Source organism: Pseudomonas fuscovaginae SE-1, from assembly GCF_000364705.1.
Taxonomy (GTDB): domain Bacteria; phylum Pseudomonadota; class Gammaproteobacteria; order Pseudomonadales; family Pseudomonadaceae; genus Aquipseudomonas; species Aquipseudomonas fuscovaginae_A.
Window position 1 is genome coordinate 1 of record NZ_AQOH01000053.1, and the last position, 25,755, is coordinate 25,755.

The window sequence follows — 25,755 nt, forward strand, 5'->3', positions numbered from 1 at the left end:
GAAGAAAAATTCAATTCTGTGTCCGGGAATTGTTGACCACTACATCCCCGAAGCTGTAGCCACACAGGATCAGGCAGCTCTGAGGCTTAGACATGAATTCTGCAAACCTGCGAAAAAGCTCGCCCAGAACGTAGCCGACGGTGTCCATGTACTTCGCCGCTCTCGGCATCACCATCAGACCTAGGTCCGAGCCGTCTCGCTCAGCCATGAAAGCTTCAATACGTTGGTGTGCAAGCGGAGCAGATACCTCAAATACCTGGTCGTTTTCCTGCTTCCAAGTCAGTGAGCCGTGCAGCTTTGCCAAATAGATGTTGTAGACGCCGAATCTTGCTTCGCCCCTCGCTTGAGTGTTTCGGAAGCCGAGATCAAAGCTCTGGGGTGAAAAGCGACGAGTGTGGGTGCCCAGGAAGCCATTTGAGACTTGTAGGTCAATGGATTCGGCTGCCCATTCGATGGCTAGATCATAATTTGTGGTGAACACCCAAGGGGAGGACTGACCCGGTTGTCGAGCCGAAACAAGCTTCTGAAGGATCGTACGCTGGCTCGCGAGACCGTCGTCGTCAGACTCCACTCCACTCGGAGACAACCACCATTCACGCCGCAGCAAAGCAGCGCTGACGACATTTCTGAAAAGAGCTGCCTTTACCGTTTTCAGGCCAAGGAGTTTTTCTTCCAGCTCTCGCTCGCCAGGAGCGTACTCAATCGGGTTATCTTCGAACATGCCCATTTGCCTGGTCCAATCGGACAGGGCGATTTCTAGGCTATCGATAAGACGCTCGAAATTGGGTGTGATGGGCCTTGGAAGCGTAGTGGCCTCCTCGCACATGAACCCATGCTCAACCAGCCATGCAGCGTCTGCCGCGCAGTCCGTCACAAACCTGGTCCAAAGCGCAATCATTGTAAGGCCACCAGCAGCGACTGATGCCCCGGCGCCAAGAAGGAGGCCGATGTTTTCTAGTCTAAGAAGTGAGGCTAGATGTGCCTCAAGCTCCGTTTGATCCTCTAGAGCAGTGCCACCACGAATTGCTGCAAAAGGCATCCTAACCTCCAAAAACGCTGATCTGATCCGTGGGCGCCTAGGCATCATAAGGCGTGACGGCCTCATGGAGGCTACTGAAATGACATCACGGTGTCCATGTTGCGGCTGACGGTTCGCGCGGCGGAAGCCCTGTAAGGTCGCTCTCTACCTCACTGGCTTGATGGTCGCGCGGTGGCTGTTGGCGCCCAGCAGATGTGGCATATTTTTCCGGCGCTAACATGTAGCGGTTTTAGTGGCATAACTAACGCGTAGAAGGTCGCAGGTTCGATTCCTGTCTCCGGCACCATCCAGTTCGGCCACTGGCGATTTCTCGCTTACTGGCTCCCTTGAGGCCCGCTTTGTGCGGGTCTTTTCCTATCTGCCTGACCCCCTCTTTGTCCGCCCAGACAAAATGCGTTATAGAGACCCGCTTGATGTTTTAGGGTGAGTGTCGAGGTACTGAGTGCAAGCACGGCAAGTGAAGAAGAAAAAGCAGGCTCCGCGCAAAGAATCCGTCAGGGTAACGCTCGCTCTGCTCGTGATGGGATGGCTGATGGCGGGCTGTTCAGCGCTCCTCGCCTACGAATGGGTAGGTGACTTGACCCGTGGCGTTCATCATGTGTACGCCAGGGGCGGACCCACCCGGACCTACACGCTGGTTGATTCTGCGGCAGCCTACTGGGCATCCATGGCCTGGGATTTCATGGTAATCCTCTTGGTTGCAGGGATTTCATGGGTTTCCTTCTGGGGAGCCCGCGCCGGGCGACATTGAGTTTACCCCGGCCAGTTCACAGCCTCGTTGCCTGGCGCTTCCCGGCAATGGGGCGCCCCCGCCTTGCCTCATTGCTGTCCGAAAATGGCGAGTATGCCCCCACGCCCGGTGCTAACCTGCGCCCATAAACAGGACAATCGCTGCGCCATTTCCCTCCGCCGATATCTGCCAGAAGGCTCGCCTGAGTCGCGATGCGCGGTTCGACGGGGTGTTCTTCACCGCCGTGCTCAGTACCCGGATCTATTGCCGGCCGGTCTGTCCGGCGCGGCCGCCCAAGGTCGAGAACGTGCAGTACTACCCCAGTGCCGCCGCCGCCGAGGCGCTGGGTTTCCGGCCCTGCCTGCGCTGCCGGCCGGAGCTGGCGCCGGGCAATAGCGTCTGGCTGCACGGCGAGCACCAGGTGGCCCGGGCCTTGAAGCTGATCCATGAAGGTTTTCTCGCCGAGCACTCCCTCGACGAACTCGCCGTGCGCCTGGATATCGGCGGGCGGCAGTTGCGCCGGCTCTTCGTCCAGCACCTCGGCGCGCCGCCGATGGCGGTGCACGCAACCCAGCGCCTTTTGTTCGCCAAGCAGTTGCTGACCGAAACCGCCCTGCCAATCACCGAGGTGGCGTTGGCTTCGGGTTTCCAGAGCTTGCGGCGGTTCAATTCGGCGTTTGCCGAGGCCAACCATGTCGCGCCCCGGGAGTTGCGACGCAAGCCCAGGGCCGATGCCGGTAGCGCCCTGGTCCTGCGCCTTGGCTATCGACCGCCCTACGACTTCGAGGCATTGCTCGGATTTCTTGCCGGCCGGGCCTTGCCGGGTATCGAGGTGGTCGGGGAGGGTAGCTATCGCCGGGTGTTCGGCAGTGTCGAATCGCCCGGTTGGCTGCAGGTCAGCCCCTGGCCCGGCGAGGCGCATGCCCTGAAGCTGGAGTTGTTCAACGTACCGCCAGCGCAGATGCTGCCGGTGGTGACGCGGATTCGGCGGATGTTCGACCTGGATGCCGACCCGCGGGCGATTGTCGCCACCCTGAGCGCGAGTCCGGTGCTGGCGCCGTTGGTCGAGCGCTATCCCGGGCAGCGCCTGCCGGGCGGTTGGGACGGTTTCGAGGTGGCGGTGCGGGCGGTGCTGGGCCAACAGGTTAGTGTCGCGGCGGCACGCACTCTGGCTGCGCGCCTGCTGACCCGCTTCGGCAGCGTGCTCGAAGAGCCTCCCGCGTCTGGGCTCGACCGGCTGTTCCCGACGCCGGAACAACTGCTTGATGCCGACCTCGGGTCGATCGGCGTCATTCGCGCCAGAACCACGACCATCCAGGGCATTGCCCGGGCCCTGATTGAGGGGCAGGTGGACTTTCGTGCCGAGCAACGGCTGGAGGATTTCGTCAGGCGCTGGGTCGCCTTGCCGGGGATCGGTGAATGGACGGCCCATTACATTGCCATGCGGGTGCTCAATCATCCGGATGCATTCCCCGCCGCGGACCTGATCCTGCGACGGCAGGTGGCGGCGCAGGACCCGCCACTGAGCACCCGGGCCCTGCAGGCCCTGGCCGAGGACTGGCGCCCCTGGCGGGCGTACTCGGTCATGTACCTGTGGCGCCAGGCCACGGACTCGGAATTGATACGCAGGAGCCGGAAATGACCACAAACCCGATCTACTACGACGTGATCCCTTCGCCCATCGGGCCGATGATGCTGGTCGCCGATGACGACGGATTGCGCGAGCTGCGCTTCGAACTGGATTACCGGCCGCAGACGCCGCTGGAGGGCTGGTTGCATTCGCCGGAGAAGCTGGCGCCGGTACGACGGCAGTTGGAGGAGTACTTCGCCGGTGAGCGCCTGGCATTCGATCTCAAGCTCAACATGCTCGGCACCGAGTTCCAGCGCGAGGTGTGGGACGCTTTGGTGACGATTCCCTACGGTGGCGTCACCAGCTATGGGCGGATTTGCCAGCAGATCAACCGGCCCAGGGCTTCACGGGCGGTGGGCGCGGCGAATGGGCGCAACCCGGTGCCGGTGATCGTGCCTTGCCATCGGGTGATCGGCAGCAACGGTACGCTCACCGGCTTCGGTGGCGGGCTGGCGGCCAAGCAGTGGCTGCTGGAGCATGAGGCGCGGCACTTCCAGTTGCAGTGAGTGCCGCGTTACACCACCTTTCTGTGGCGCGCGGAGACCCTGTGGTAGCTGGCTTGCTGGCAATAGCGGTCCTTCCAACACCCTTACAGGTGGATGGCCGCCTTCGGTGGATCGCCAGCAAGCCGGCTCCTACAGGAGACGGTGCGGTGGAGGGCGGGACGCGTCAGAGACTCAACCGCATCGACAGGTCCACCGCCTTCACATCCTTGGTCAGCGTGCCGATCGAGATGTAGTCGACGCCGGTCTCGGCGATCGGCCGCAGGGTGCGTTCATTGATGCCGCCGCTGGCCTCCAGCTTGGCCTTGCCAGCGTTCAGGCGCACGGCCTCGCGCATGTCGTCCAGGCTCAGTTCGTCGAGCATGATGATATCGGCTCCGGCCGCCAGGGCTTCCTTCAGCTCGTCCAGGCTTTCCACCTCGATTTCCACCGGCTTGCCCGGAGCGATCTTGTGTGCGGCGCTGACGGCCTGGGCAATGCCGCCACAGGCGGCAATGTGGTTTTCCTTGATCAGGAACGCATCGTAGAGGCCTATGCGGTGGTTGTGGCAGCCGCCGCAGGTCACCGCGTACTTCTGCGCCAGGCGCAGGCCGGGGAGGGTCTTGCGGGTATCGAGCAGTTTCACCGAGGTGTCGGCCACCAGGTCGGCGTAGTAGCGCGCATGGGTGGCGACGCCCGAGAGCATCTGCAGGAAGTTCAGTGCGCTGCGTTCACCGCTGAGCAGCGACCGTGCCGGTCCTTCCAGGTGAAACAGCACCTGGTTCGGCTGGACCCGCTCGCCGTCGCGCACCTGCCAATGCACCGCCACCCGTGGGTCGAGCTGGCGAAACACGGCATCGACCCAGGCGGTGCCGGCGATGGTCGCCTCGTCACGGGTGATGATGGTGGCCTTGGCCAGCCGTTCGGCGGGGATCAGTTGTGCGGTGATGTCGCCGTTGCCGATGTCTTCGAGCAACGCACGGCGCACGTTGGCTTCGATTTCGGCGGTCAGGTCGGCGAGACGTAGATTCGGCATAACGGGCTCCACAAACAAAGTCCCCCGATTATAGGGCCCTGGCGTCGGCCAACCCAAGGCACACCCATCGAACGCCGCCCGTTAAACCGACATTTTGTCGTTTTGCGTGAGCGTTTTTACGTCTCTGGCGGTCTACCCAGCGACAGGGCGAAAAACGAGTTGCAGAGTTCGCTGGCAAAAGTGACATCTTTTGCAAGATAATATGACTTGTAATTGACGTCATAGCTTTGACGTCTCTGTGATTCCCCCGATTATCGATAGCCGGCGGTCGCCTTGGGCCGCAGCCGGGAGCGGGTTGCGAGTGCTTGTGCCAAGACCTCGCACAAACCGATTGTTCATGCTGGATCAAAGAACCGCAGAGGGAGGCTTGGATGCACAACGACGGGAAGGTAGTGCCTTTGCACAAGGCCACCGACGAACGAGCGACGCCGTCGCCGCTCGCCCGTCTGCCCGTGGTTCTGCTCCAGGTGCGCGACAAGGCGGCCCAGCAACTGCGCCAGGGTCTGCAGGCGCTGTTCGACAATGCCGACGACACGCTGTTCGAAATGGCCGACAAGGCTCTGAACAACGTCGACCAGAACACGTTCTTCGAAGCCATGCGCGACCTGCGGCTCAAGCGCAAGAACATCGAGCGGGGCTTTCACGAGCGTTTCGCCGATGCCTTCGCCGCGCTTGGCCAGTACGACGTGCACGAGGTGGCCCTGGCCGCGCCGATGTCCTACGACAAGCTGGCGCTGGTACCGAATGACGAGTTGGAGAAAACCGTCGCGCTGGATGCGATGGTCGCCAAGGTTCTCAGTCGTGACGGTCTGGCCCTGGGGCAACTGACCGCGCGGCTGAACGCGCTGATCACCCGCCGCCTCGACGACCAGAGCAACCCCATGGGCCCGGCGATGCTCTGCGAGTATTTCCTCGAGGCCGGACACGACCTGGGGGTGGAGATCAAGGTCAAGCTGATCATCCTCAAACTGTTCGAAAAGTATGTGCTCAGCGACGCCGATCACCTGTACGCCGAAGCCAATCAATTGCTGATCGCCACCGGCGTGCTGCCGGAGCTCAAGGCCGCGCCGGCCCGTCGTTCCTCCGATCGCCCTGCGACGAGTGCGCGGACCCGCGACGCGGAGGGCGAGCAGGCCCGGCCCGGTAGCTCCTCCCTCGACGCCAGCGTCCAGGAAGTGTTCTCGGCCCTGCAGGACCTGTTGCAGCATGTACGTGGCAGCGTCGCGCCGAAGCTGGATACGGGCTCCGAGATCCAGCCGATTTCCACCCGTGACCTGTTGCGGCTGCTCTCGCACCTGCAGCAGTACGTGCCGGCCCAGGCCGCGACGGACGACTTCGATCTGCGCAACCAGTTGGAGCAGTTGCTCACCCGGGTCAGCGTCAAGAGCGGCAAGTCGCGGGTGGTCGGCGGTATGGACGAGGACGTGATCAACCTGATCGCGATGCTTTTCGAATTCATCCTCGATGACCGCAACCTGCCGGATTGTCTCAAGGCACTGATCGGCCGCCTGCAGATCCCAATGCTGAAAGTGGCGGTGCTGGACAAGAGCTTTTTCAGCCGCGGCAGTCATCCGGCGCGCCGTCTGCTGAATGAAATCGCCTCGGCGTCCATGGGCTGGGGCGCCCGCGACGACTACCAGCGCGACGCCCTGTACCTGCGCATCGAACAGATCGTGCAGCGCCTGTTGAACGATTTCGTCGACGATCCCGCCATTTTCTCCGAGCTGCTCACCGATTTCCTGGCCTTCACCAGTGACGAGCGTCGCCGCAGCGAACTGCTCGAACAGCGTACCCGTGATGCCGAGGAAGGACGGGCCAAGGCCGAACTGGCCCGCCAGCGGGTCCAGGATGTATTGAACGAGCGGCTGCTGGGCAAGACCCTGCCCGAAGTGGTGGTGCGCCTGCTCCAGGAGGCCTGGAGCAAGGTGCTGTTGCTGGTCTGGCTCAAGCACGGCGAGCAGTCCGCCGAGTGGCGGTCCGGCCTGCAGACCATGGATGAGCTGATCTGGAGCGCCGATCCGCAGGGCGTGGCCGATGCGCGCCTGCGCCTGCTGGACCTGGTGCCCGGCCTGCTCAAGGCGCTGCGTGACGGCCTGGCCAGTGCGGCGTTCGATCCGTTTGCCACCAGTGAATTCTTCAGCCAGCTGGAAACCCTGCACGTCCAGGTGTTCCAGCGCCTGGCCAGGCAGAGCGTCGAGCCTGCCCGGGACGAGGCGCAAGAGCCGGCGATGGTCGAGGTGCTCGAGGAAATCGTCCTCAGTGCCGCCGATGACGGCTACCGCGAAGAGCGTGCGGTGGAATTGCCGGACAACGATGCCGGCCTGGTGTGGGTCCGGCAACTGCGGATCGGCCACTGGGTCGAGTTCCGTGAAGACGAAGAGAACGGCCAGCGCTGCAAGCTGGCGGCGATCGTCGAACCGACCGGCAAGTACATTTTTGTCAACCGTACCGGCATGAAGGTGCTGGAGCGTAGCGCCCAGGGGCTGGCCGTCGAGTTCCGCCGGGGGGCAGTCCGCCTGCTGGACGACACGCTGCTGTTCGACCGGGCTCTGGCGTCGGTCGTCGGCAATCTGCGGCGGCTGAAGAAGCGCTGAGGTTTTTCTGCGCGGGCGCTGCCCATCGAGGCTGCTCTCACGGCATACTGAGGCGGTCGCTTTTATCCTCGAAGGAATCTGTATGCAGCTGGATCCCGCCACGGGTTGGTGCCAGGCAGTCGTTCACTGTCCGTCGCCCAACTTCAACGAGCGCCCCGAAGGGGAAGTTTCCCTGTTGGTGATCCACAACATCAGCCTGCCGCCAGGACAATTCGCTACCGGCAAGGTGCAGGAGTTCTTCCAGAATCGCCTGGATATTACGGAACACCCTTACTTCGATGGTATCGCCCACCTACGGGTGTCTGCGCATTTTCTGATTGAACGTGACGGCGAGGTCACGCAGTTTGTCTCCTGTCTGAAACGGGCCTGGCATGCCGGGGTGTCGAGTTTCGAGGGGCGCGAGACCTGCAACGATTTTTCCCTGGGCATCGAGCTGGAAGGCACCGATGATCTGCCTTTCACCGAGGCGCAGTACCATTCGCTGATTGCCCTGACTCGCCAGCTCATGGCGGCGTATCCGGCCATCACGCCGCAACGGATCTGCGGCCACAGCGACATCGCCCCGGGGCGCAAGACCGATCCGGGCGAGGGCTTTGACTGGGGGCGTTTTCGCGCCGCCCTGCTGGAAAAAGGAGAGTCGCAATGAGTTTTCTGGTGCTGCTGTTGGCGGTGTGGATCGAGAAGTTCTCGGCCCTGCGCCAGCGTGTCCAGCGAGATGGTGCCTGGCTGGGCGAACTGGCCCGGCTCGAGTCCGCCCCGCGTTGGGCGAAACGGCCCTGGTTGATCCTGGGTCTGCTGGTGCTGTTGCCGGTGCTGCTGCTCGGCCTGCTGCTGATGGTGCTGCAACCGGTTGCCTATGGCCTGCTGGCGCTGCCGGTGCATTTGCTGGTGGTGGTCTATAGCCTCGGGCGCGGTGACCTGTTGGCCGCGTTGGGGCCGTTCCGCGATGCCTGGCGGCGCGGCGACCTGCAGGCCGGCGTGCATGTGGCCAGGCGCGACATGAACCTGGCCTGTGCCGACAACGGCGAGGAACTGCTGGAGAGGGTCCAGGGCTACCTGCTGTGGCAGGCCTACCAGAGCTTCTTTGCGGTGATCTTCTGGTATTTCCTGCTCGGGCCGGTCGCGGCCTTGAGCTATCGTCTCCTGGCCCTGGCGGCGGAGCATAGCCAGAGCCCGGCGCTGGCCGAGCGTGCCACCCTGCTGCGCCATGCCTTCGACTGGCTGCCGGTGCGCCTGCTGGCGGCGAGCCTGGCGCTGGTCGGCAACTTCGTGGCGGTCAGCCGGATCATGCTGCACGAACTGCTCAACTGGGACATCAGCGCCCGGCAACTGATCGAGAAGGTCGGGCGCGTGGCCGGGGAAGTGCCGGCTTCGGCGCAGGGGCCTGACGGTGTTTCCAGCCTGGACAGCCTCTGGGAACTGCTGCTGCGGGCGGCGGTGCTCTGGTATGCCGGGTTTGCCCTGTGGACGGTGTTGATTCGCTAGAGACCCGAGTTGTCTGGTCTGACCTCTTCGTGGATCAACCCTGCTTCCACAGTATCTTGTGCCGGTCATCTATTTTGTGTGCATCATAAGACCCGTGGGAAGCAGGATTTATCCGCGAAGACGCCGGGACAGCCACGACTGTCCACTGGCCCGTTCCCTCGCTCCGGTTAACCTTAAGTTACAAAACTCCCTTCCAAATTGAGTTATACAGGCAGTAGCTGCGGATACTGGCTATATGCCTGTGCCCCTGCCGCCACTATAAAAATAATAGGAAAGGGAGCGTTCTAGTGAAGAGTCTGCTATTTCCCGCCGTCGCCCTGATGAATCGCCTGAGCTTCGGGAAGAAATTCAGCCTGATCAGTGTGCTGTTCTTCGCGCCGATGCTGGTGACCAACTTCTACCTGGTGCGTGATTCCTACCGCGAGTTCTCCGCCACCCAGGTCGAGTTGCAAAGCCTGGACCTGCTGGGCAGCAGTCTGGCCCTGCGTCGTGATCTGGAAACCCTGAACAACCAGGTGCAGATCAACGCCGTGCTCGGCCAGTCCGGCAAGGCCGGGGATCTGGAAGGGCGCATCAGCCAGCTCGAACAGAGCGTGCTCGGCCGCCTGCAAGGCCTGACGGCGGTGACCGGCGACCCCGAACAACTGGCGCAGTTCAGCGCCAAGCGCGACGAACTGATCGCCGCGTTCAAGGCCCAGCAAGGCGAAACCTCCTTGCAGAGCAAAAGCGCGCTGATCGAAAAGCTGCTGGGCAAGGCGCAGATCTTCGGCAAGATCGTCGCCAGCCAGTCCGGCCTCAGCCGCGATGCCCAGGGCGACCTGCGCCAGCTGAGCGAGCTGGTCACCAGCGTTACCCCGCAGGTGACCCAGACCCTCGGCGAAGGCCGTGCCATGGGCGCCTATTCCCTCGGCCAGGGTTTTCTCAATTCATCCTCGAGCACCCGCTTCGATGAGCTGCTGCAGCAGATCGAGAAGCTGCAGGCCGAATATGCCCTCAAGCTGCAGGATGCCCTGGGCGGCAGCCACAACGCCCATGCGGCGCTGGATTCACTGGCCAACGCCAGCCAGGCCTCGTTGAAAAAGGCCAGCGAGCTGTTCGAGGAGCAGGTGGTGATGGCCGAGACCCTGGAGGCGCCGTGGCCGGCGTTCTATGAACAGGTCAGCACGGTCATGGCCCAGACCTATCAGCTCAATGACGCGACCCTGGCGTATTTCGCCCAGGAACTGCAGCAGCGCCTGGAACACAAGCGCCTGCAGATGCTCCTGCTGGTGGCGGCGCTGGCGGTGGTGTTCCTCTCGATCGTCTATCTTTATGGCGGTTTCTACGCCTCGACCCGCACCACCCTGCGGCGTCTGGGGCAGATGATGGACAAGGTCGCGGCCGGGGACATGACGGTCAATTTCGTCGCCCACAGCCGCGACGAGCTGGGTGAGCTGGGCGCGGTGTTCAATGGCACCGTGGCGAAGATCCACGACCTGATCGAGCGGGTCGGGCACACTGTCGGCGAGGTCGAGCGCCAGGCCGGCCAGGTGGAGTCGGTGTCGGCCCGCAGCAACCAGGCGGTGGCCGGCCAGCGCAGCCAGATCGAGCAGGTCGCCACGGCCATGAACCAGATGTCGGCGACCGCCCAGGAGGTGGCACGCAGTGCCGCGGCGGCGGTCAGCAGCGCCCACAGCGTCAATGACGAAACCCTCAACGGCCGGGCACTGGTGGAGTCGCAGCAGGGTTGTATCGCCCGGTTGGCCGGCGAGATCGACCAGTCGGTCCTGGTCATCAACCAATTGGCCGCCGACAGCCAGTCGATCAGCCAGATTCTCGAGGTGATCAAGAGCATTGCCGAGCAGACCAACCTGCTGGCCCTGAATGCCGCCATCGAGGCCGCGCGTGCCGGTGAGCAGGGCCGCGGTTTTGCCGTGGTGGCCGATGAGGTCCGCACCCTGGCCAAGCGCACCCAGCAGTCGACCGAGGAAATCGAGCAGATGATCGGCAAGCTGCACGGCGGCGTCGGCGCAGCGGTCAAGGCCATGGGCGTCAGCCACCAGATGGCCGATGGCACGGTCGGGCAGTCGGAAAAGGTTCAGCGCGCCCTGGAACATATCCTCGGCGCCGTCGGCATGATCGTCGACCAGAACCAGCAGATTGCCGCCGCGGTCGAACAGCAGACGGCCGTGGCCCACGATATCGATCAGAACATCGTCGAGATCAACCGCGCCGGCGAGCGCACCGCCGATGGCGCGCACCAGGCCGAAAGCGCCAGTCGGCTACTGTCGGCCCAGGTGGTCGAGCTGAAACAGCTCATCGGTGCTTTCCGGGTATGACCCTTGGAATCGTCTGTAGTACTTGAATGCCTGGCGTGTAATCAGAAGCCTGTTTTCTTTGGCGGCCGACCTTTCTGCCCGGCATGAGCGCAGATTCGCTGATCCTGTTGCCTGCGCTCAGGCCGCAGTCACCGGCCAGTTGAACACCGCACAGGCATTGTCGGTGCTGGCGGCAGCCAATGTCTGTGGGCTGATGCCCATGAGTTCGGCGAGGGCCGCGCAAATGGCCGGCAGGTGTTCCGGACTGTTGCGCTGGCCGGGGAACATCGCCGGGGCCATGTCCGGTGAATCGGTTTCCAGCACCACGGCCTCCAGCGGCAGATCGGCGATCACCTTGCCCAGGCGCAGGGCCTGCGGCCAGGTGCCGGCGCCGCCCAGGCCGAGCTTGAAACCCAGCTTGAGGTATTCCCGGGCTTCCTCGCGGCTGCCGGCAAAGGCGTGGATGATCCCGCCGCGGGCCAGTCGGAAGCGCTTGAGCGTGGCGATGGTCGCGGCATGGCTGCGCCGCACGTGGAGCAGGGCGGGCAGGTTGAAGTCCGCGGCCAACCGCAGTTGCGCCTCGAACAGTCCCTGCTGGCGCTCGCGATCGAGTTGCGGGAGGAAGTAGTCCAGGCCGAACTCGCCCACCGCGCACAATTGCCGGTGGCCGGCCAGGCGGCTGAGCCAGTCGCGCAGCTCATCCACATCGCCGGGGCGGTGGTCGTCCAGGTATACCGGGTGCAGTCCGAGCGCCGCATGCAGCTGCGGGGCGCCCTGCACCAGGTCCCAGACCCGTTGCCAATTGTCCCGATAGACGCCCAGCACCACCATCCGCCCGACGCCGAGGGCGCGGCTGCGTTCAAGCAGTTCGCCACGGTCGGCATCGAAGTCGGGGAAATCGAGGTGGGTGTGGGTGTCGATCAGCTCCATGTTCAAGCCTCGCGGATGCGCTGCTTGAAGGTCCGGGCGATCGCCTGGACGCCGGGTTGGTAGTTCTTCTCCTCGATGGCGGCCAGGGCCAGTTGCAGGGCCTTGTCCGCGATCAACTGGTGTTGCTGGGCCATGGCGTTGACCGGCAGTGGCAGGAAGTCCAGCAACTGCGTGTCACCGAACGTGCCCAGGCGCAGCGGCTGCGGATTGAGCGGCTGCGCCTGCAAGGCATCGAACACGCCCTGCAGCAGCACGTAGGAGGTGGTGACCAGCGCGTCGGGCAGATGGCCCAGGCGTTTGACCAGGTTGTCCATCAGTTCCCGGCCGCAATCGCGGCTGAAGGCTTCGCCATGTTCGACCAGCACTTCGCCGGCGAAACCGTCCAGAGCCTGCCGGAAGCCGGCGGCCCGCTGCTGGCTGATGCTCAGTTCGGCGCGGGCGCCGATCAGGGCAATATGTCGGGGTCGCGGTTGCAGCAGGCTGCCGGTCAATTGCAGGCTGGCCTGGTGGTCATCGCTGACCACCGAGCAGAAATGCTCGGGCTGCATTTCCCGGTCGATGGCGATGATCGGCAGGCCCCGCTCCTGCAACTGGCGATAGCTGTCGTCTTCGCCCGGCAGGCAACTGGCGACGAACAGGGCATCGCAGCGCCGGGCGCGGAACAGTTGCAGCAGCTCGAGTTCGCTCTGCGGGTCATCGTCGGAACTGGCGATCAGCAGTTGGTAGCCGCGGGCGCGGGCACCTTGCTCCAGCAGCTTGGCAATGCGTGCGTAGCTGGGGTTTTCCAGGTCCGGCAGGATGAAGCCGAGGGTGTGCGTCCTGCGGCTGCGCAGCCCGGCCGCCTGGGGGTTGGGGGTGAAACCGTATTGTTCGACCACCGCCCGTACCCGCTCCACGGTACTGTTGCTGATGCGCTGTTGCTCGGCCTTGCCGTTGATGACGTAACTGGCGGTGGTGACGGAGACACCGGCCAGTTGGGCAATATCACTGAGTTTCAAGCGGATGATTCCTTGTTAGCTGTAGCTCATGGCTGCATGTTCGTTGATCGTATCCTATTTTCGAGCCATGACACTGAGAAGGAGCTGCGGCATGGGTTGCTGGGGAACAGGTCCGAGGCCCCCGGAGCCTCATCGGCGGCTCCATGGTGCTGGAACCGGGCGAGGCTGTGGCGAGTGGGCTTGCCCACGCTCGGCTGCGCAGCGGCTGCAAAATCTGCCACTGTGTTGTGCCTGATAGACCGGGTGGGCGGTTTTGGGGCCGCTTCGCGACCCAGCGCGGGCAAGCCCGCTCGCCACAGGGGGGGGGGGCGGTCATCCGGCCAGGCATCCGGTGTCCATGGCTTGATGGGGGCTGGTAATGCGGAGAAACAGCTTTCAAAAAGAACTTATATTTCCTACGTGTTTTTGGCGTGGGAGAATATTGAGTGCGTTCAGTGCCGTGTCTACATTTCCGAGGTCGCTGCCAAATCAGCGATGCGGGTTTCGCAGCCCGGCGGTTTCTGTTGGCGCACAGCGCCGCGTGAGCGGCTTTTTCTTGTCTGCGTTATGGCGGGCTGTGCGCAGGAGGCTTATGCCTGCCGGTGTCCAACAGACCGGTCTGCGAACCTGCGTACAGTTCGCCACCCTTGTATCGCAGCGAGAGTGGAGATCTCCTTGAACCTGTTGGAGATTCACCATGGCCAAGAAAATCACCCCTGATCCACCTCCCGTTTCCAGTGACCCTGCGCAGCCGCGACGTGATGCCGCCCGATTGCTGGACTCCCTTTCCTTGACCCTCTCCAGAACCGTCGACCACACCGCCCCCCTCAAACCTTCGTTATTTGTCATCCAGCCCGGTGTCACTGCCCACGATGCGCTGAGCTATGTCTCGCAATTGCTGGCGGTCGCCGAGCTGAACGGCGACGAAATCGGCCTGCATGCCAACCCGGTGGAGCGCACGCTGTTCTGGGGCATGCTGCATTCGGTGGAAATGGCCAGGGCGGTGGTGGATGCGCTGCTGGCGGGTTCGGCCACATCCCCCGCGGGGGACGGCAACGGCTAGAACCTCAGGAGGGTAGCGGCCTTTGGGAGCCGGGCTCGCTGGCGAAGCCTTTGTCGGCCTCAAGGGCCTCTTCGCGGGCAAGTCACGCGCCTACAGAACCGGGTCGTACGTCCATTGCGCGCTCGACACGCCCCTGTAGGAGCGCGGCTTGCCCGCGAAGGGGCCCTCAAGCCTTGCCCAGCGTCCCCCCCTTTCTCCAGACCCTCACACAATCTCACCGACCGGCAGGGCTTCTACGTAGGACAATAATCGAGTAACGTGTGAGAACTTTTAGATTAAACGTTTCAGCAAGCGTATTTAAAGGCGATTACGGCCCGTGCCACGGTTCTGCCCCAAGACCGTTTCACCTCGTCCGGCCGGTCAGCCTAAGCTGATGTATTCAAAACAATACCTAGCGCCCAGCCGTGGACGCTGAATAGGAGAAAGGCATGCTCGAGCTCACCGTAGAGCAGATTTCCATGGGCCAGTCGGCCGTGGACAAGTCTGCCGCCCTGCAATTGCTCGCTGACTCACTGGTGGCCGACGGCCTGGTCGCCGAGGGTTATCTGTCCGGGCTGCAGGCCCGCGAGGCGCAAGGCTCGACCTTTCTCGGCCAGGGCATCGCCATTCCCCACGGTACGCCGCAAACCCGCGACCTGGTGCACGTCACCGGCGTGCGCCTGCTGCAGTTCCCCGAGGGCGTGGATTGGGGCGACGGCCAAATCGTCTACCTGGCGATCGGCATTGCGGCGAAATCCGACGAACACCTGCGCCTGCTGCAACTGCTCACCCGCGCCCTCGGCGAGACTGACCTGGGCCAGGCCCTGCGCCGCGCCAGCAGCGCCGAAGCACTGTTGAAGCTGTTGCAGGGCGCGCCCCAGGAGTTGGCGCTGGATGCACAGATGATCGGCCTCGGTGTGGTCGCTGAGGATTTCGAGGAACTGGTCTGGCGCGGCGCCCGTCTGCTGCGCCAGGCCGACTGCGTGAGCAACGGCTTCGCCGCCGTGCTGCAGCAGGTCGAGGCGCTGCCACTGGGTGATGGCCTGTGGTGGCTGCACAGCGAGCAGACGGTCAAGCGCCCCGGTTTGGCCTTTGTCACCCCGGAAAAGCCGATCCGTTACCTCGGTCAGCCGTTGCACGGCCTGTTCTGCCTCGCCAGCCTCGGTGAAGCCCACCAGGCCTTGCTGGAGCGGCTTTGCGCGCTGCTGATCGAAGGCCGTGGTCATGAGTTGGGCCGCGCCACCAGCCGCCGTGCGGTACTGGAAGTGCTCGGTGGCGAGCTGCCGGCCGATTGGCCGAGCGCGCGCATAGGCCTGGCGAACGCCCATGGCCTGCATGCCCGCCCGGCGAAAGTCCTCGCGCAATTGGCGAAGAACTTCGACGGCGACATCCGTGTGCGTATCGTCGATGCGCCGGGCAGCGCCGTTTCGGTGAAGAGCCTGAGCAAGCTGCTCAGCCTCGGCGCTCGCCGCGGCCAGGTGCTGGAGTTCATCGCCGAGCCGACGATTGCCGCCGATGCGCTGCCGGCTCTGCTGGCCGCGGTAGAGGAGGGCTTGGGTGAAGAGGTCGAGCCGCTGCCTGAGGTCGCTGTCGTCAGCGCGCCGGTGGAAGACGAGCCGGCCGTGGTCGTGACGGCGCCGGCCGCCAACAGCCAGCTCCCGGCGATTGCGGCCGCACCGGGGATTGCCATCGGCCCGGCCCATGTCCAGGTCGCCCAGACATTCGACTACCCGCTGCGTGGCCACTCCGCCGCCGTCGAGCGCCAGCGTCTGCAAGAGGCCCTGAGCGAGGTCCGCAAGGATATCGAAGGGCTGATCCAGCGCAGCAAGGCCAAGGCGATTCGCGAGATTTTCGTGACCCACCAGGAAATGCTCGACGACCCGGAACTGACCGACGAGGTCGATTCCCGCCTCAAGCTCGGTGAAAGCGCCGAGGCCGGCTGGATGGCGGTGATCGAGGCGGCGGCGCGCCAGCAGGAGTCGCTGCAGGATGCCTTGCTGGCCGAGCGCGCGGCGGACCTGCGTGACATCGGTCGGCGCGTGCTCGCACAGTTGTGCGGCGTGCAGACCCTGGCCGAGCCGGACGAGCCCTATGTGCTGGTGATGGACGAGGTCGGCCCATCGGACGTCGCGCGCCTCGACCCGGCGCGGGTCGCCGGTATCCTCACCGCCCGTGGTGGCGCCACCGCTCACAGTGCCATCGTCGCCCGGGCCCTGGGCATTCCGGCACTGGTCGGCGCGGGGGCCGAGGTGTTGCTGCTGGCTTCGGGCACCACGCTGTTGCTCGATGCCCTGCGCGGGCGGCTGCACGTCGCTCCGGACGCCGCCACCCTGCAGCGTGCTTTGCAGGAGCGCGATACCCGCGAGCAACGCCTGCGCCTGGCTGCCGAGCAGCGTCACGAGTTGGCGCTGACCGCCGACGGTCACGCAGTGGAAGTCTTTGCCAACATCGGCGAGAGCGCCGGGGTTGCCAGTGCAGTGGAGCAGGGCGCCGAAGGCATCGGCCTGCTGCGCACCGAGCTTATCTTCATGGCCCATCCGCAAGCACCGGACGAGGCTACCCAGGAGGCCGAGTACCGCCGTGTGCTCGACGGCCTGGACGGGCGGCCACTGGTGGTGCGGACTCTCGATGTCGGTGGCGACAAGCCCTTGCCCTACTGGCCGATAGCCAAGGAGGAAAACCCGTTCCTCGGCGTGCGCGGCATCCGCCTGACCCTGCAACGGCCGCAGATCATGGAGAGCCAGTTGCGCGCGTTGCTGCGAGCCGCCGACAACCGGCCGCTGCGGATCATGTTCCCGATGGTCGGCAGCGTCGCCGAATGGCGCCAGGCCCGGGACATGACCGAGCGTCTGCGCCGGGAAATCCCGGTGGCCGACCTGCAACTGGGGATCATGATCGAGGTGCCGTCGGCCGCGCTGCTGGCGCCGGTGCTGGCGGCCGAGGTGGACTTTTTCAGCGTCGGCACCAACGACCTGACCCAGTACACCCTGGCCATCGACCGGGGTCATCCGACGCTGTCGGCTCAGGCCGATGGTCTGCATCCGGCGGTGTTGCAACTGATCGACATCACCGTGCGTGCCGCCCATGCCCATGGCAAGTGGGTGGGGGTGTGTGGCGAGCTGGCGGCCGACCCGCTGGCGGTGCCGGTGCTGGTTGGCCTCGGGGTCGACGAATTGAGTGTGGCCGCGCGCAGCATTCCCGAGGTCAAGGCGCGGGTGCGCGAACTGGCCCTGCCGGCGGCCCAGGCCCTGGCCCGCTCGGCCCTGGTCGTGGGCAGCGCCGATGAAGTGCGTGCGCTCGTGGAGGCGGTGTAATGGCGCGGATTCTGACTCTGACCCTGAACCCGGCACTGGACCTGACCGTGCAACTGGCACGGCTGGAGCCCGGTCAGGTCAATCGCAGCGTGTCGATGCTGACCCATGCGGCCGGCAAGGGCGTGAACGTCGCCCAGGTGCTGGCGGACCTCGGCCATCAACTGACCGTGAGCGGTTTCCTTGGCATGGACAACCCGCAACCGTTCGAGGCGCTGTTTGCCCGGCGTGGCTTCGTCGATGCATTCGTCCGTGTGCCGGGGGAAACCCGCAGCAATATCAAGCTGGCCGAGCAGGATGGCCGCGTCACCGATCTGAACGGGCCGGGCCCGGAGGTCGATGGGCAGGCCCGGCAGGCCCTGTTGGACACGCTGGAGCGGATCGCTCCCGGTCATGACGCCGTGGTGGTCGCCGGCAGCCTGCCCCGGGGCGTCAGCCCGCAATGGTTGCAGGCGCTGTTGCTGCGCCTGAAACAGTTGGGACTGAAAGTCGCCCTGGACACCAGTGGTGCCGCCCTGCAGGCCGGGTTGGCCGCGGTGCCATGGCTGCTCAAACCGAACACCGAGGAATTGGCCGAGGTCCTGCAGCGTCCGGTGGAGACGGCGCGGGCACAGGCCGAGGCGGCTGCCAGTCTGTTGGGCCAGGGTATCGAACATGTGGTGGTGTCCCAGGGGGCCGACGGGGTCAACTGGTTCAGCGCGGCCAAGGCCTTGCATGCGCAACCGCCGAAGGTCAGCGTGGCGAGCACCGTCGGCGCTGGCGATTCGTTGCTGGCCGGCATGCTTCACGGTTTGCTCAGCGGTCACCCGGCCCGGCAGACCCTGTGCACCGCCACCGCGGTCGCCGCCCAGGCAGTGACCCAGATTGGTTTTGGTATCGCCGACCGGGCGCAACTGGCACAGCTTGAACGAGGCGTCAGCGTGCACGCCCTGACAGAACAATAAGAGGGTTTGTGATGAACGTAGCCATTATTACCGCCTGCCCGAATGGCATGGTCACCAGCGTGCTTTGTGCCCGCCTGCTGGAAGCGGCGGCCTTGCGCCTGGGCTGGAGCACCAGTGTCGAAGTGCACGACCCGCGTCACCCGGAGCGGCAACTGACGGCGGCCACCCTGGCGGCGGCCGAGTGGGTGCTGCTGGTCAGCAGCGTGCCGGTGGATATGTCGCGGTTCGTCGGCAAGCGGGTGCACCAGGTGGCACCGGCCCAGGCCCTGCAGGATGTCGACGGCGTGCTCGGTCGTGGGGCCGACGAGGCCAAGGTGCATGTCGCCCCCGAGCCAACGCTGCAAAACCACGCGACCGGCCAGCGGGCCGCGCGCCTGGTGGCGGTGACCGCCTGTCCAACCGGCGTGGCCCACACCTTCATGGCCGCCGAAGCCCTGCAGCAGTCTGCCAAGCGCCTGGGCTACGAGTTGCAGGTGGAAACCCAGGGCTCGGTGGGCGCGCGCAACCCGCTGAGTGCCCAGGCCATTGCCGAGGCCGACGTGGTGCTGCTGGCGGCCGACATCGAAGTCGCCACCGAGCGTTTCGCCGGCAAGAACATCTACCGTTGCGGTACCGGTATCGCCCTCAAGCAGCCGGATGCCACGCTGAACCGGGCCCTGGCCGAAGGCAAGCCGGAGACCGCGGCGGCGGGTGCCAGCCAGGCACCGGCCCGGCAGGAGAAAACCGGCGTCTACAAGCACCTGCTCACCGGTGTTTCGTTCATGCTGCCAATGGTGGTGGCGGGCGGCCTGCTGATCGCCCTGTCGTTCGTGTTCGGCATCACCGCCTTCAAGGAGCCCGGCACCCTGGCCGCGGCGCTGATGCAGATCGGCGGCGAGAGCGCGTTCAAGCTGATGGTGCCGCTGCTGGCCGGCTACATCGCCTACTCGATTGCCGACCGTCCGGGCCTGGCGCCGGGGATGATCGGTGGCCTGCTGGCGAGCACCCTGGGGGCCGGTTTCATCGGCGGTATCGTCGCCGGCTTCCTGGCCGGCTACAGCGCCAAGGCGATCAATCGTTATGCCCGGCTGCCGACCAGTCTCGAGGCGTTGAAGCCGATCCTGATCATTCCGTTGCTGGCGAGCCTGTTCACCGGGCTGGTGATGATCTATGTGGTCGGCAAGCCGGTGGCCGGGATGCTCGAGGGCCTCACGCATTTCCTCGACAGCATGGGCACGACCAACGCCATTCTGCTCGGTGTACTGCTTGGCGGGATGATGTGCGTCGACCTCGGGGGGCCGATCAACAAGGCGGCCTATGCGTTCTCGGTCGGGCTGCTGGCGTCGCAGAGTTATGCACCGATGGCGGCGACCATGGCGGCCGGCATGGTGCCACCGATTGGCCTTGGGATCGCCACGTTGCTTGCCCGGCGCAAGTTCGCCCAGAGTGAGCGCGAGGCGGGCAAGGCGGCGTTCGTGCTGGGCTTGTGCTTCATCTCGGAGGGAGCGATTCCGTTCGCCGCCAAGGACCCGCTGCGGGTGATTCCCGCGAGCATCGCCGGGGGGGCGCTGACCGGGGCCCTGTCGATGTATTTCGGCTGCAAGCTGATGGCGCCGCACGGCGGACTGTTCGTGATGCTGATCCCGAATGCGATCAACCATGCGCTGTTGTACCTGTTGGCGATCATCGCCGGCAGCCTGTTGACGGCGGTGGTCTATGCCTTGCTGAAACGCCCGGAAGCGGTGGAGCTGGTGGCGGAGCCGGCGCAGGCCTGACCTGGCGTGCCGCCTCATGAAAGAAGGGCGATACCTTGTGGCGAGCGGGCTTGCCCGCGCTGGGGCGCCGAGCGCCCCCAACGCCTGTTGTCGCGGTGCATCAGGATGAACGGCGGTGCCTGGCCTGCGGCTGCGGTGCAGCCGAGCGCGGGCAAGCCCGCTCGCCACAAGGGCCGGTTCAGCTAGAGAGCTGGTTTGTCATTGGGGCTGGTTCACGGCATACGCCTCCGGTCTGCTGTCACACCTCTTTCATTCCCTGAAGCTAAGTTCAGCGTTTGGCTTTTTTCAGGGAGTTCACCATGAGCGATTTCAATCTCGGACGCCGACGTGTCGTGCAGGCCGTGGGCGCCGGTATCCTGCTGCCTGGCCTGGCCCCGGCGGTGATCGCCTCGGTCAAGGACCGTCCACGGCTGACCGACGGCGTGCAGTCCGGTGACCTGCAGGGCGACAAGGCGATCGTCTGGAGCCGCACCGACCGTCCGGCGCGCATGGTGGTGGAGTGGGACACCCGCAGCGTCTTCAGCAACCCACGGCGATTCGTCTCGGCGCTGGCCGATGCCCGTACCGATTTCACCGCCCGGGTCGAGCTGACGGGCCTGCCGGTCGACCAGGCGATTTTCTACCGCGTGCGCTTCGAGGACGCCCAGACCGGTGTCTCCAGCGAACCCTGGTTCGGCCATCTGCGCAGCGTGCCGCAACAGCGTCGTGACATCCGCTTCGTCTGGAGCGGCGACACCGTCGGCCAAGGCTTCGGCATCAACCCGGATATCGGTGGCATGCGTATCTACGAGGCCATGCGCCTGCGCCTGCCGGACTTCTTTATCCACAGTGGCGACACCATCTATGCCGACGGCCCGATCCCGGCGCAGATCACGACGGAAAGCGGACGGGTCTGGCGCAACATCACCACCGAGGCCAAGAGCAAGGTCGCCGAAACCCTCGACGAGTTTCGCGGCAACTACCGCTACAACCTGATGGACGACAACCTGCGCCGGTTCAACGCCGAGGTGCCGCAGATCTGGCAGTGGGACGACCATGAGGTGACCAACAACTGGTCGCCGAGCAAGCAACTGGACGAGCGCTACAAGAATAAGGATATCCACAGCCTGGTCGGACCTGCGCGCCAGGCCTGGCTGGAATACGCGCCGCTGCGCCGGCAACTGGCCGACGGTGGGGGGCGGATCTATCGCAAGCTCGGCTATGGGCCGATGCTCGATGTCTTCGTGCTCGACATGCGCAGTTACCGCGGCCCGAACGACGACAACCTCGGCGGGGAAAAGGCCTTTCTCGGCCGCGAGCAACTGGACTGGCTCAAGCGCGAGCTCAAGGGCTCGCAGGCACAGTGGAAGGTCATCGCCGCCGACATGCCGATCGGCCTGGGCGTGCCCGATGGCGAGGTCAGCCCCGGTGTGCCGCGTTGGGAAGCGATCGCCAATGGCGACCCGGGCCCGGCCCAGGGGCGTGAACTGGAGGTCGCCGAACTGCTCGGCTACCTGCGGGCGCGGAAGATCCACAACACGGTCTGGCTGACTGCCGACGTGCACTATTGTGCGGCCCATCACTATCATCCGGATCGCGCGGCGTTCCAGGATTTCGAGCCGTTCTGGGAGTTCGTCGCCGGGCCGCTGAACGCCGGCAGCTTCGGGCCCAACGTGCTGGACAAGACGTTCGGCCCACGGGTTGTGTTCGAGAAGGCGCCGACGGTGCAGAACAGCTCGCCGTTTGCCGGCTTCCAGTTTTTCGGCGAAGTGAACATCGACGGTCAGAGCGGCGAGATGAACGTGGTGTTGCGCGACCTGGATGGTGTCGCGGTGTTCGAGCAGAAATTGCAGCCGGTCTGACGGCGGCGCGGATCGCACCCCGCGGGGCGCGATCCGCTGGTCTCAGTAGACGTCCCGGCGATAGCGCCCCTGTTCGATCAGCCGTTCCACCCCCTCGGCACCGAGCAGGTCCACCAGCGTCTGGTCGACGCCGGCAGCCATCCCCCGCAGGCTGCCGCAGATGTAGATCGCCGCGCCGTCGGCGAGCCAACGGTGCAGTTCGTCCGCAGCCTCCCGCAGACGGTCCTGCACGTAGACCTTGGCCTGCTGGTCGCGGGAAAACGCCAGGTCCAGGCGAGCGAGATCGCCGCTGGCCAGCCACCCCTGCAACTCTTCCCGGCAGTAGAAGTCATGGGCCTCGTTGCGCTCGCCGAACAGCAGCCAGTTGCGTTGCTGGCCGTCGGCGATGCGCGCCTTGAGCAGGCTGCGCAGGCCGGCCAGGCCGGTGCCGTTGCCCAGCAGGATCAGCGGGCAGGGCGCATCCGGCAGGTGGAAGCCGCTGTTGCGCCGTAGGCGCAGGCTGACGGCGCTGCCCAGGGCGGCATGTTCGGTCAGCCAGCCGGAGCCCAGGCCGAGGCTGCCATCGGCGTGTCGGTCCTGGCGTACCAGCAGTTCCAGCTCGCCGTCGCTGGCGATGGAGGCAATCGAGTATTCGCGCTGGGCCAGTGGCACCAGGGCGTCGACCAGGGCCTGGGCGTGCAGGCCGACCAGATGTCCGCGATTGTCCGGAAGCTGGCGGCTGGCCAGGGCCTGGGCGAGGGTTTCCGACAGGCCATCTAGCTGCACCGGGCTGGCGGCGTCGAGGCCCAGGCCGCTGAGGAAATGCGCCACCGCGGCGTTGCTCTGGCGTGGCAGGACTTCCACCAGGTCACCGGCTTGCCAGGTACTTGGCGTGGGCGCGCTCAGGCCGATCCGGTAGACGCCGGAGCCGCTGCTGCCCGGATTGAGCAGTTCGCGCCGGCCCAGTGTCCAGTTGTCGAAGTGCGGTGCCTCCCAGGCCGCCATGGGCGCGGCACCGATGATCTGGCTGAGCTGCTGCTGCCAGTAGCGCAAGGCGTAAGGGTCGCCGCTGTCGACTTCCACCGGAGCGAACAGCGTCCGCCCGCCACGGGCGTCGAGCCAGCGTTGCAGGCGCCGGGCGAAGCCGCAGAAGTTCGGGTACTGGCGATCACCGAGGGCCAGCACCGCATAGCTCAGGCCATCGAGGGCCAGGGCCTGGCCGAGCACCTTGCGCTCGAAGCCGCGGGCACTGTCCGGCGCTTCGCCGTCGCCGAAGGTGCTGACGACGAACAAGGCATGGCGCGACTCGCGCAATTGCCGTTCGCCGACTTCGGCCAGTGGCTGGACCCGGACCGACAGCCCGGCGCCCTGCAACTGGCCGGCGGTCTGCCAGGCCAACTGTTCGGCGAAACCGCTCTGGCTGGCGAAGCCCACCAGCCAGTCCGAGGCGTCGTCGCCGGTTTGGCCGAGTCCTTCGCGGGCTTTTTTCACTGCCTGTTTCTTGCGTCGACGATCCAGGTACAGCAGCCAGCCGGTGACGAAGAACAGCGGCATGGTCAGACTGGAAACCGTCAACAGGATCCGCCCGGTGACACCGAAATAGCTGCCGACATGCAGCGCGTAGAGGCTGGTCAGCAACTGCGCCTTGAGGCTTTTGTCGGCGTAGCGCAAGTGTTCGCCGATGGTGCCGGTGGCCGGATCCAGGTTGATCTGGTTGAGGGCGCGATCGTGGGGCGAGTCCTGCAGCATGTAGTACACGATCGCCGGCTGGCCGGCCACTGGCGGCATGCGGATGTTGTAGGCGCTCAGGCCGGGCCCCGCCGCCTTCTGGATGCTGGCCCAGATCGCGTCGTAGTCGGCTTTGGGCGCCGGGCCTGCCGGTGCCGGGCCACGGCCGCCGCCGCGGCGCTGCTGGGCCGGGGAGTCGGACATCAGTTTGTTCAGGCCGTTGGCGTACCACTCGTAGGACCAGTACAGGCCGGTCAGTGCCGACAGCAGGTAGAACACCAGGCACCAGGTACCGGCCACCGAATGCAGGTCCCAGTTGAAGGCACGGCCCTTTTTCGCCCAGTCGAGGGTCAGCCAGGCACGCCAGTCGAGGGCCTGGCGCGGCCAGCGCAGGTACAGGCCGGACAGGCAGAAGAACACCAGCATCAAGGTGCAGGCGCCGGTGATCTGGCGGCCGGTATCGCCCATGGCGAGGAACCGGTGCAGTTGCAGCATCAGGTTGAAGAAGTCCTGGCCGACGGCGTCCCCCAGGTAGTCGCCGGTATAGGGGTCGAAGTAGCGCAGTTGCCCGCGACGTTCCCCCGGCGGGGCGGTGAAGAACACCCGTGCGGCCTGGTCACCATGGAGCTCGACCCACAGCATCGCGACACTCTTGCCCTCGGTGGCCTCGAGCTTGCGTACCAGCTCGGCAGGGGGCAGGGCCTCATGGTCGGGGACCTCGACCTGCAGCACCGAGGGGTTGAGCAGGCGTAGCAGTTCGTCCTGGAAGGACACCACGGCGCCGGTGATGCCCATGAAGGCCAGTACCAGCCCGGCGGTGATGCCGAACAGCCAATGCAGTTGGAACAGTGTTTTTTTCAACACGATGACCGCCTTGCTCAATCAAACCGATGTTTCACGGCGCGCATTATGCCGTGTGTGTTAATGCGACAAATTCATATTTGTCAGCTTTTTACAAATATTGCGCTACAACGGACCTGACGCATGAAAGCCCCGCTCATTTTGATGGGCGGGGCTTCCGGCTACGCATCCACCTGGAAGTGGAAGTGGGTGGTCCGCAGGGCGGTACCGTCCGGCGCCTGGTTGGCGAAGTGGGTCGGGAAGGCCTTGTCGTGGCAGGTCTCGTTGGTCAGGTTCTGCACGTTGAGTTGCAGGTCGATGTTCCGGGGCAGCGTGGGCATGACCTCGTAGGTGGTCCACAGGCTGAAGCTGTTCTTCGGCGTGTTCGGCATCTGATTGCCGCTGGGCTGGGCGGCTCAGGCCGTGGCGTGTTATCGGCGCGCTGCGCAGATGGGGCATGCCAAGTCGATGAATCTGCTCGGGCGCTATCTGGAGGAGGGGCGGTTCTGTCCGGCTGAGCGGGTGGCGGCCCATGAGTGGTATCGGCGTTCGGCCGAGGCGGGCGATTTTCGTGGGCCGTTCAGCCATGCGGCGGTGTTGGCCGATCAGGGGCAGATCGGGTTGGCCCGGCGGTGGCTGGAGCGGGCGCTGGAGGGCGGTAACCTGAAGTTTCTCCGGGTCAGTCGCCAGGCACTGCAGGCGGCGAGTGAGCCGGCGATCAGGGCGATGGCCCTGGCTTATCATGAGCGGGCAGCCGAGCTGGGTGATGAAAGCGACCGCGCCGCAGGCGTTTCAGGCGTAAGACTCTCTCTCCGGGAGCACGATCCTCGTGGGAGCCGGCTTGCTGGCGATAGCGTCAGCGCCGGCGACAGGAGGGGGCGTTGAATGGCCGCCTTCGGCGGAGCGCCAGCAAACGGAGCGCCGCCCGGCCGGCTCCTACAAACCCGGCAGCGCGCACGCCAACAAAAAAGGCCCGTGACGAGCACGGGCCTTTGGGTGTCGCAGGCGCGATCAGTTACACGTAGAACGACTTCAGCGGTGGGAAACCGTTGAATTCGACGGCGCTGTAGCTGGTGGTGTAGGCACCGGTGGACAGCCAGTACAGGCGGGGGCCGG

Annotated in this window: 18 protein-coding genes and 3 pseudogenes; 14 read left to right on the forward strand and 7 right to left on the reverse strand. The window is 65.0% G+C overall.

Annotated elements, in window-relative coordinates:
• Nucleotides 1-10 precede the first annotated feature (10 nt).
• Complete coding sequence (locus K675_RS0105925) at nt 11-1,039, reverse strand: SIR2 family protein (RefSeq protein WP_017902591.1); 1,029 nt, start codon at nt 1,037-1,039, stop codon at nt 11-13.
• A gap of 457 nt (nt 1,040-1,496) precedes the next feature.
• Between K675_RS0105925 and K675_RS32895 the strand changes: the two genes are divergently transcribed.
• The 3 genes from K675_RS32895 (at nt 1,497) to K675_RS0105935 (ending at nt 3,905) form a co-directional block, all read left to right on the forward strand.
• Nucleotides 1,497-1,790: a hypothetical protein gene (locus tag K675_RS32895; protein WP_157383911.1), complete on the forward strand. Its 294-nt coding sequence runs from the start codon at nt 1,497-1,499 to the stop codon at nt 1,788-1,790.
• 124 nt (nt 1,791-1,914) lie between these two features.
• Nucleotides 1,915-3,411 (forward strand): AlkA N-terminal domain-containing protein, encoded by a 1,497-nt coding sequence (locus K675_RS0105930; RefSeq protein ID WP_026144967.1) that lies wholly within the window; start codon nt 1,915-1,917, stop codon nt 3,409-3,411.
• Nucleotides 3,408-3,905 carry a methylated-DNA--[protein]-cysteine S-methyltransferase gene (locus K675_RS0105935; RefSeq protein WP_017902593.1) on the forward strand — a complete coding sequence of 166 codons (498 nt, stop codon included), beginning with the start codon at nt 3,408-3,410 and terminating at the stop codon, nt 3,903-3,905. Before K675_RS0105930 ends, K675_RS0105935 begins: the two co-directional genes overlap by 4 nt.
• A gap of 163 nt (nt 3,906-4,068) precedes the next feature.
• On the opposite strand, the gene nadC is transcribed toward K675_RS0105935, so the two are convergent.
• Complete coding sequence (gene nadC, locus K675_RS0105940; RefSeq protein WP_017902594.1) at nt 4,069-4,917, reverse strand: carboxylating nicotinate-nucleotide diphosphorylase; 849 nt, start codon at nt 4,915-4,917, stop codon at nt 4,069-4,071.
• A gap of 371 nt (nt 4,918-5,288) precedes the next feature.
• Between nadC and K675_RS0105945 the strand changes: the two genes are divergently transcribed.
• The 5 genes and pseudogenes from K675_RS0105945 (at nt 5,289) to K675_RS34065 (ending at nt 11,314) form a co-directional block, all read left to right on the forward strand.
• Nucleotides 5,289-7,511: a DUF1631 domain-containing protein gene (locus tag K675_RS0105945; protein WP_017902595.1), complete on the forward strand. Its 2,223-nt coding sequence runs from the start codon at nt 5,289-5,291 to the stop codon at nt 7,509-7,511.
• Nucleotides 7,512-7,593: 82 nt separating this feature from the next.
• Nucleotides 7,594-8,157 carry a 1,6-anhydro-N-acetylmuramyl-L-alanine amidase AmpD gene (gene ampD / locus K675_RS0105950; protein ID WP_017902596.1) on the forward strand — a complete coding sequence of 188 codons (564 nt, stop codon included), beginning with the start codon at nt 7,594-7,596 and terminating at the stop codon, nt 8,155-8,157.
• Entirely contained in the window at nt 8,154-8,996 is an 843-nt protein-coding gene (ampE, locus tag K675_RS0105955) for a regulatory signaling modulator protein AmpE (protein ID WP_017902597.1), read from the forward strand. The genes ampD and ampE overlap by 4 nt, the downstream gene beginning before the upstream one ends.
• A gap of 1,256 nt (nt 8,997-10,252) precedes the next feature.
• Nucleotides 10,253-10,456 (forward strand): annotated as a pseudogene (locus K675_RS34060) (HAMP domain-containing protein); the annotation flags it as partial.
• Between the two features lie 153 nt (nt 10,457-10,609).
• A complete protein-coding gene (locus tag K675_RS34065; protein ID WP_420066326.1) occupies nt 10,610-11,314 on the forward strand; it encodes a methyl-accepting chemotaxis protein in 705 nt (234 codons plus the stop codon).
• A gap of 117 nt (nt 11,315-11,431) precedes the next feature.
• Here K675_RS34065 and K675_RS0105965 read toward each other — a convergent pair whose 3' ends face one another.
• Nucleotides 11,432-12,223, reverse strand: coding sequence for a TatD family hydrolase (locus K675_RS0105965; protein WP_017902599.1), 792 nt, complete (start codon nt 12,221-12,223; stop codon nt 11,432-11,434).
• Between the two features lie 2 nt (nt 12,224-12,225).
• Nucleotides 12,226-13,221, reverse strand: a complete 996-nt coding sequence (gene cra / locus K675_RS0105970; RefSeq protein WP_017902600.1) for a catabolite repressor/activator — start codon at nt 13,219-13,221, stop codon at nt 12,226-12,228.
• A gap of 676 nt (nt 13,222-13,897) precedes the next feature.
• Here cra and K675_RS0105975 point away from each other — a divergent pair.
• The 5 genes from K675_RS0105975 (at nt 13,898) to K675_RS0106000 (ending at nt 22,092) form a co-directional block, all read left to right on the forward strand.
• A complete protein-coding gene (locus K675_RS0105975) occupies nt 13,898-14,263 on the forward strand; it encodes a hypothetical protein (RefSeq protein ID WP_026144968.1) in 366 nt (121 codons plus the stop codon).
• A gap of 428 nt (nt 14,264-14,691) precedes the next feature.
• The gene (gene ptsP, locus K675_RS0105985; protein ID WP_017902603.1) at nt 14,692-17,556 is read left to right on the forward strand and encodes a phosphoenolpyruvate--protein phosphotransferase; all 2,865 of its coding nucleotides are present in this window, start codon (nt 14,692-14,694) and stop codon (nt 17,554-17,556) included.
• Nucleotides 17,556-18,497: a 1-phosphofructokinase gene (pfkB, locus tag K675_RS0105990; protein ID WP_017902604.1), complete on the forward strand. Its 942-nt coding sequence runs from the start codon at nt 17,556-17,558 to the stop codon at nt 18,495-18,497. Before ptsP ends, pfkB begins: the two co-directional genes overlap by 1 nt.
• 11 nt (nt 18,498-18,508) lie before the next feature.
• Entirely contained in the window at nt 18,509-20,251 is a 1,743-nt protein-coding gene (locus tag K675_RS0105995; protein WP_017902605.1) for a PTS fructose-like transporter subunit IIB, read from the forward strand.
• A 299-nt stretch (nt 20,252-20,550) separates the two neighbouring features.
• Nucleotides 20,551-22,092: an alkaline phosphatase D family protein gene (locus tag K675_RS0106000; protein WP_017902606.1), complete on the forward strand. Its 1,542-nt coding sequence runs from the start codon at nt 20,551-20,553 to the stop codon at nt 22,090-22,092.
• 42 nt (nt 22,093-22,134) lie between these two features.
• Here K675_RS0106000 and K675_RS0106005 read toward each other — a convergent pair whose 3' ends face one another.
• Nucleotides 22,135-24,663, reverse strand: coding sequence for a sulfite reductase flavoprotein subunit alpha (locus K675_RS0106005; protein WP_026144969.1), 2,529 nt, complete (start codon nt 24,661-24,663; stop codon nt 22,135-22,137).
• A gap of 158 nt (nt 24,664-24,821) precedes the next feature.
• Nucleotides 24,822-25,055: pseudogene (locus tag K675_RS31805) on the reverse strand (hypothetical protein); the annotation flags it as partial.
• Here K675_RS31805 and K675_RS30440 point away from each other — a divergent pair.
• Nucleotides 25,054-25,422 (forward strand): annotated as a pseudogene (locus K675_RS30440) (sel1 repeat family protein); the annotation flags it as partial. The pseudogenes K675_RS31805 and K675_RS30440 sit on opposite strands and share 2 nt — an antisense overlap.
• Nucleotides 25,423-25,654: 232 nt before the next feature.
• Here the strand turns inward: K675_RS30440 and K675_RS33525 are convergent.
• On the reverse strand, nt 25,655-25,755 hold a 101-nt coding region (locus K675_RS33525), incomplete at its 5' end, for a hypothetical protein (protein ID WP_157383913.1).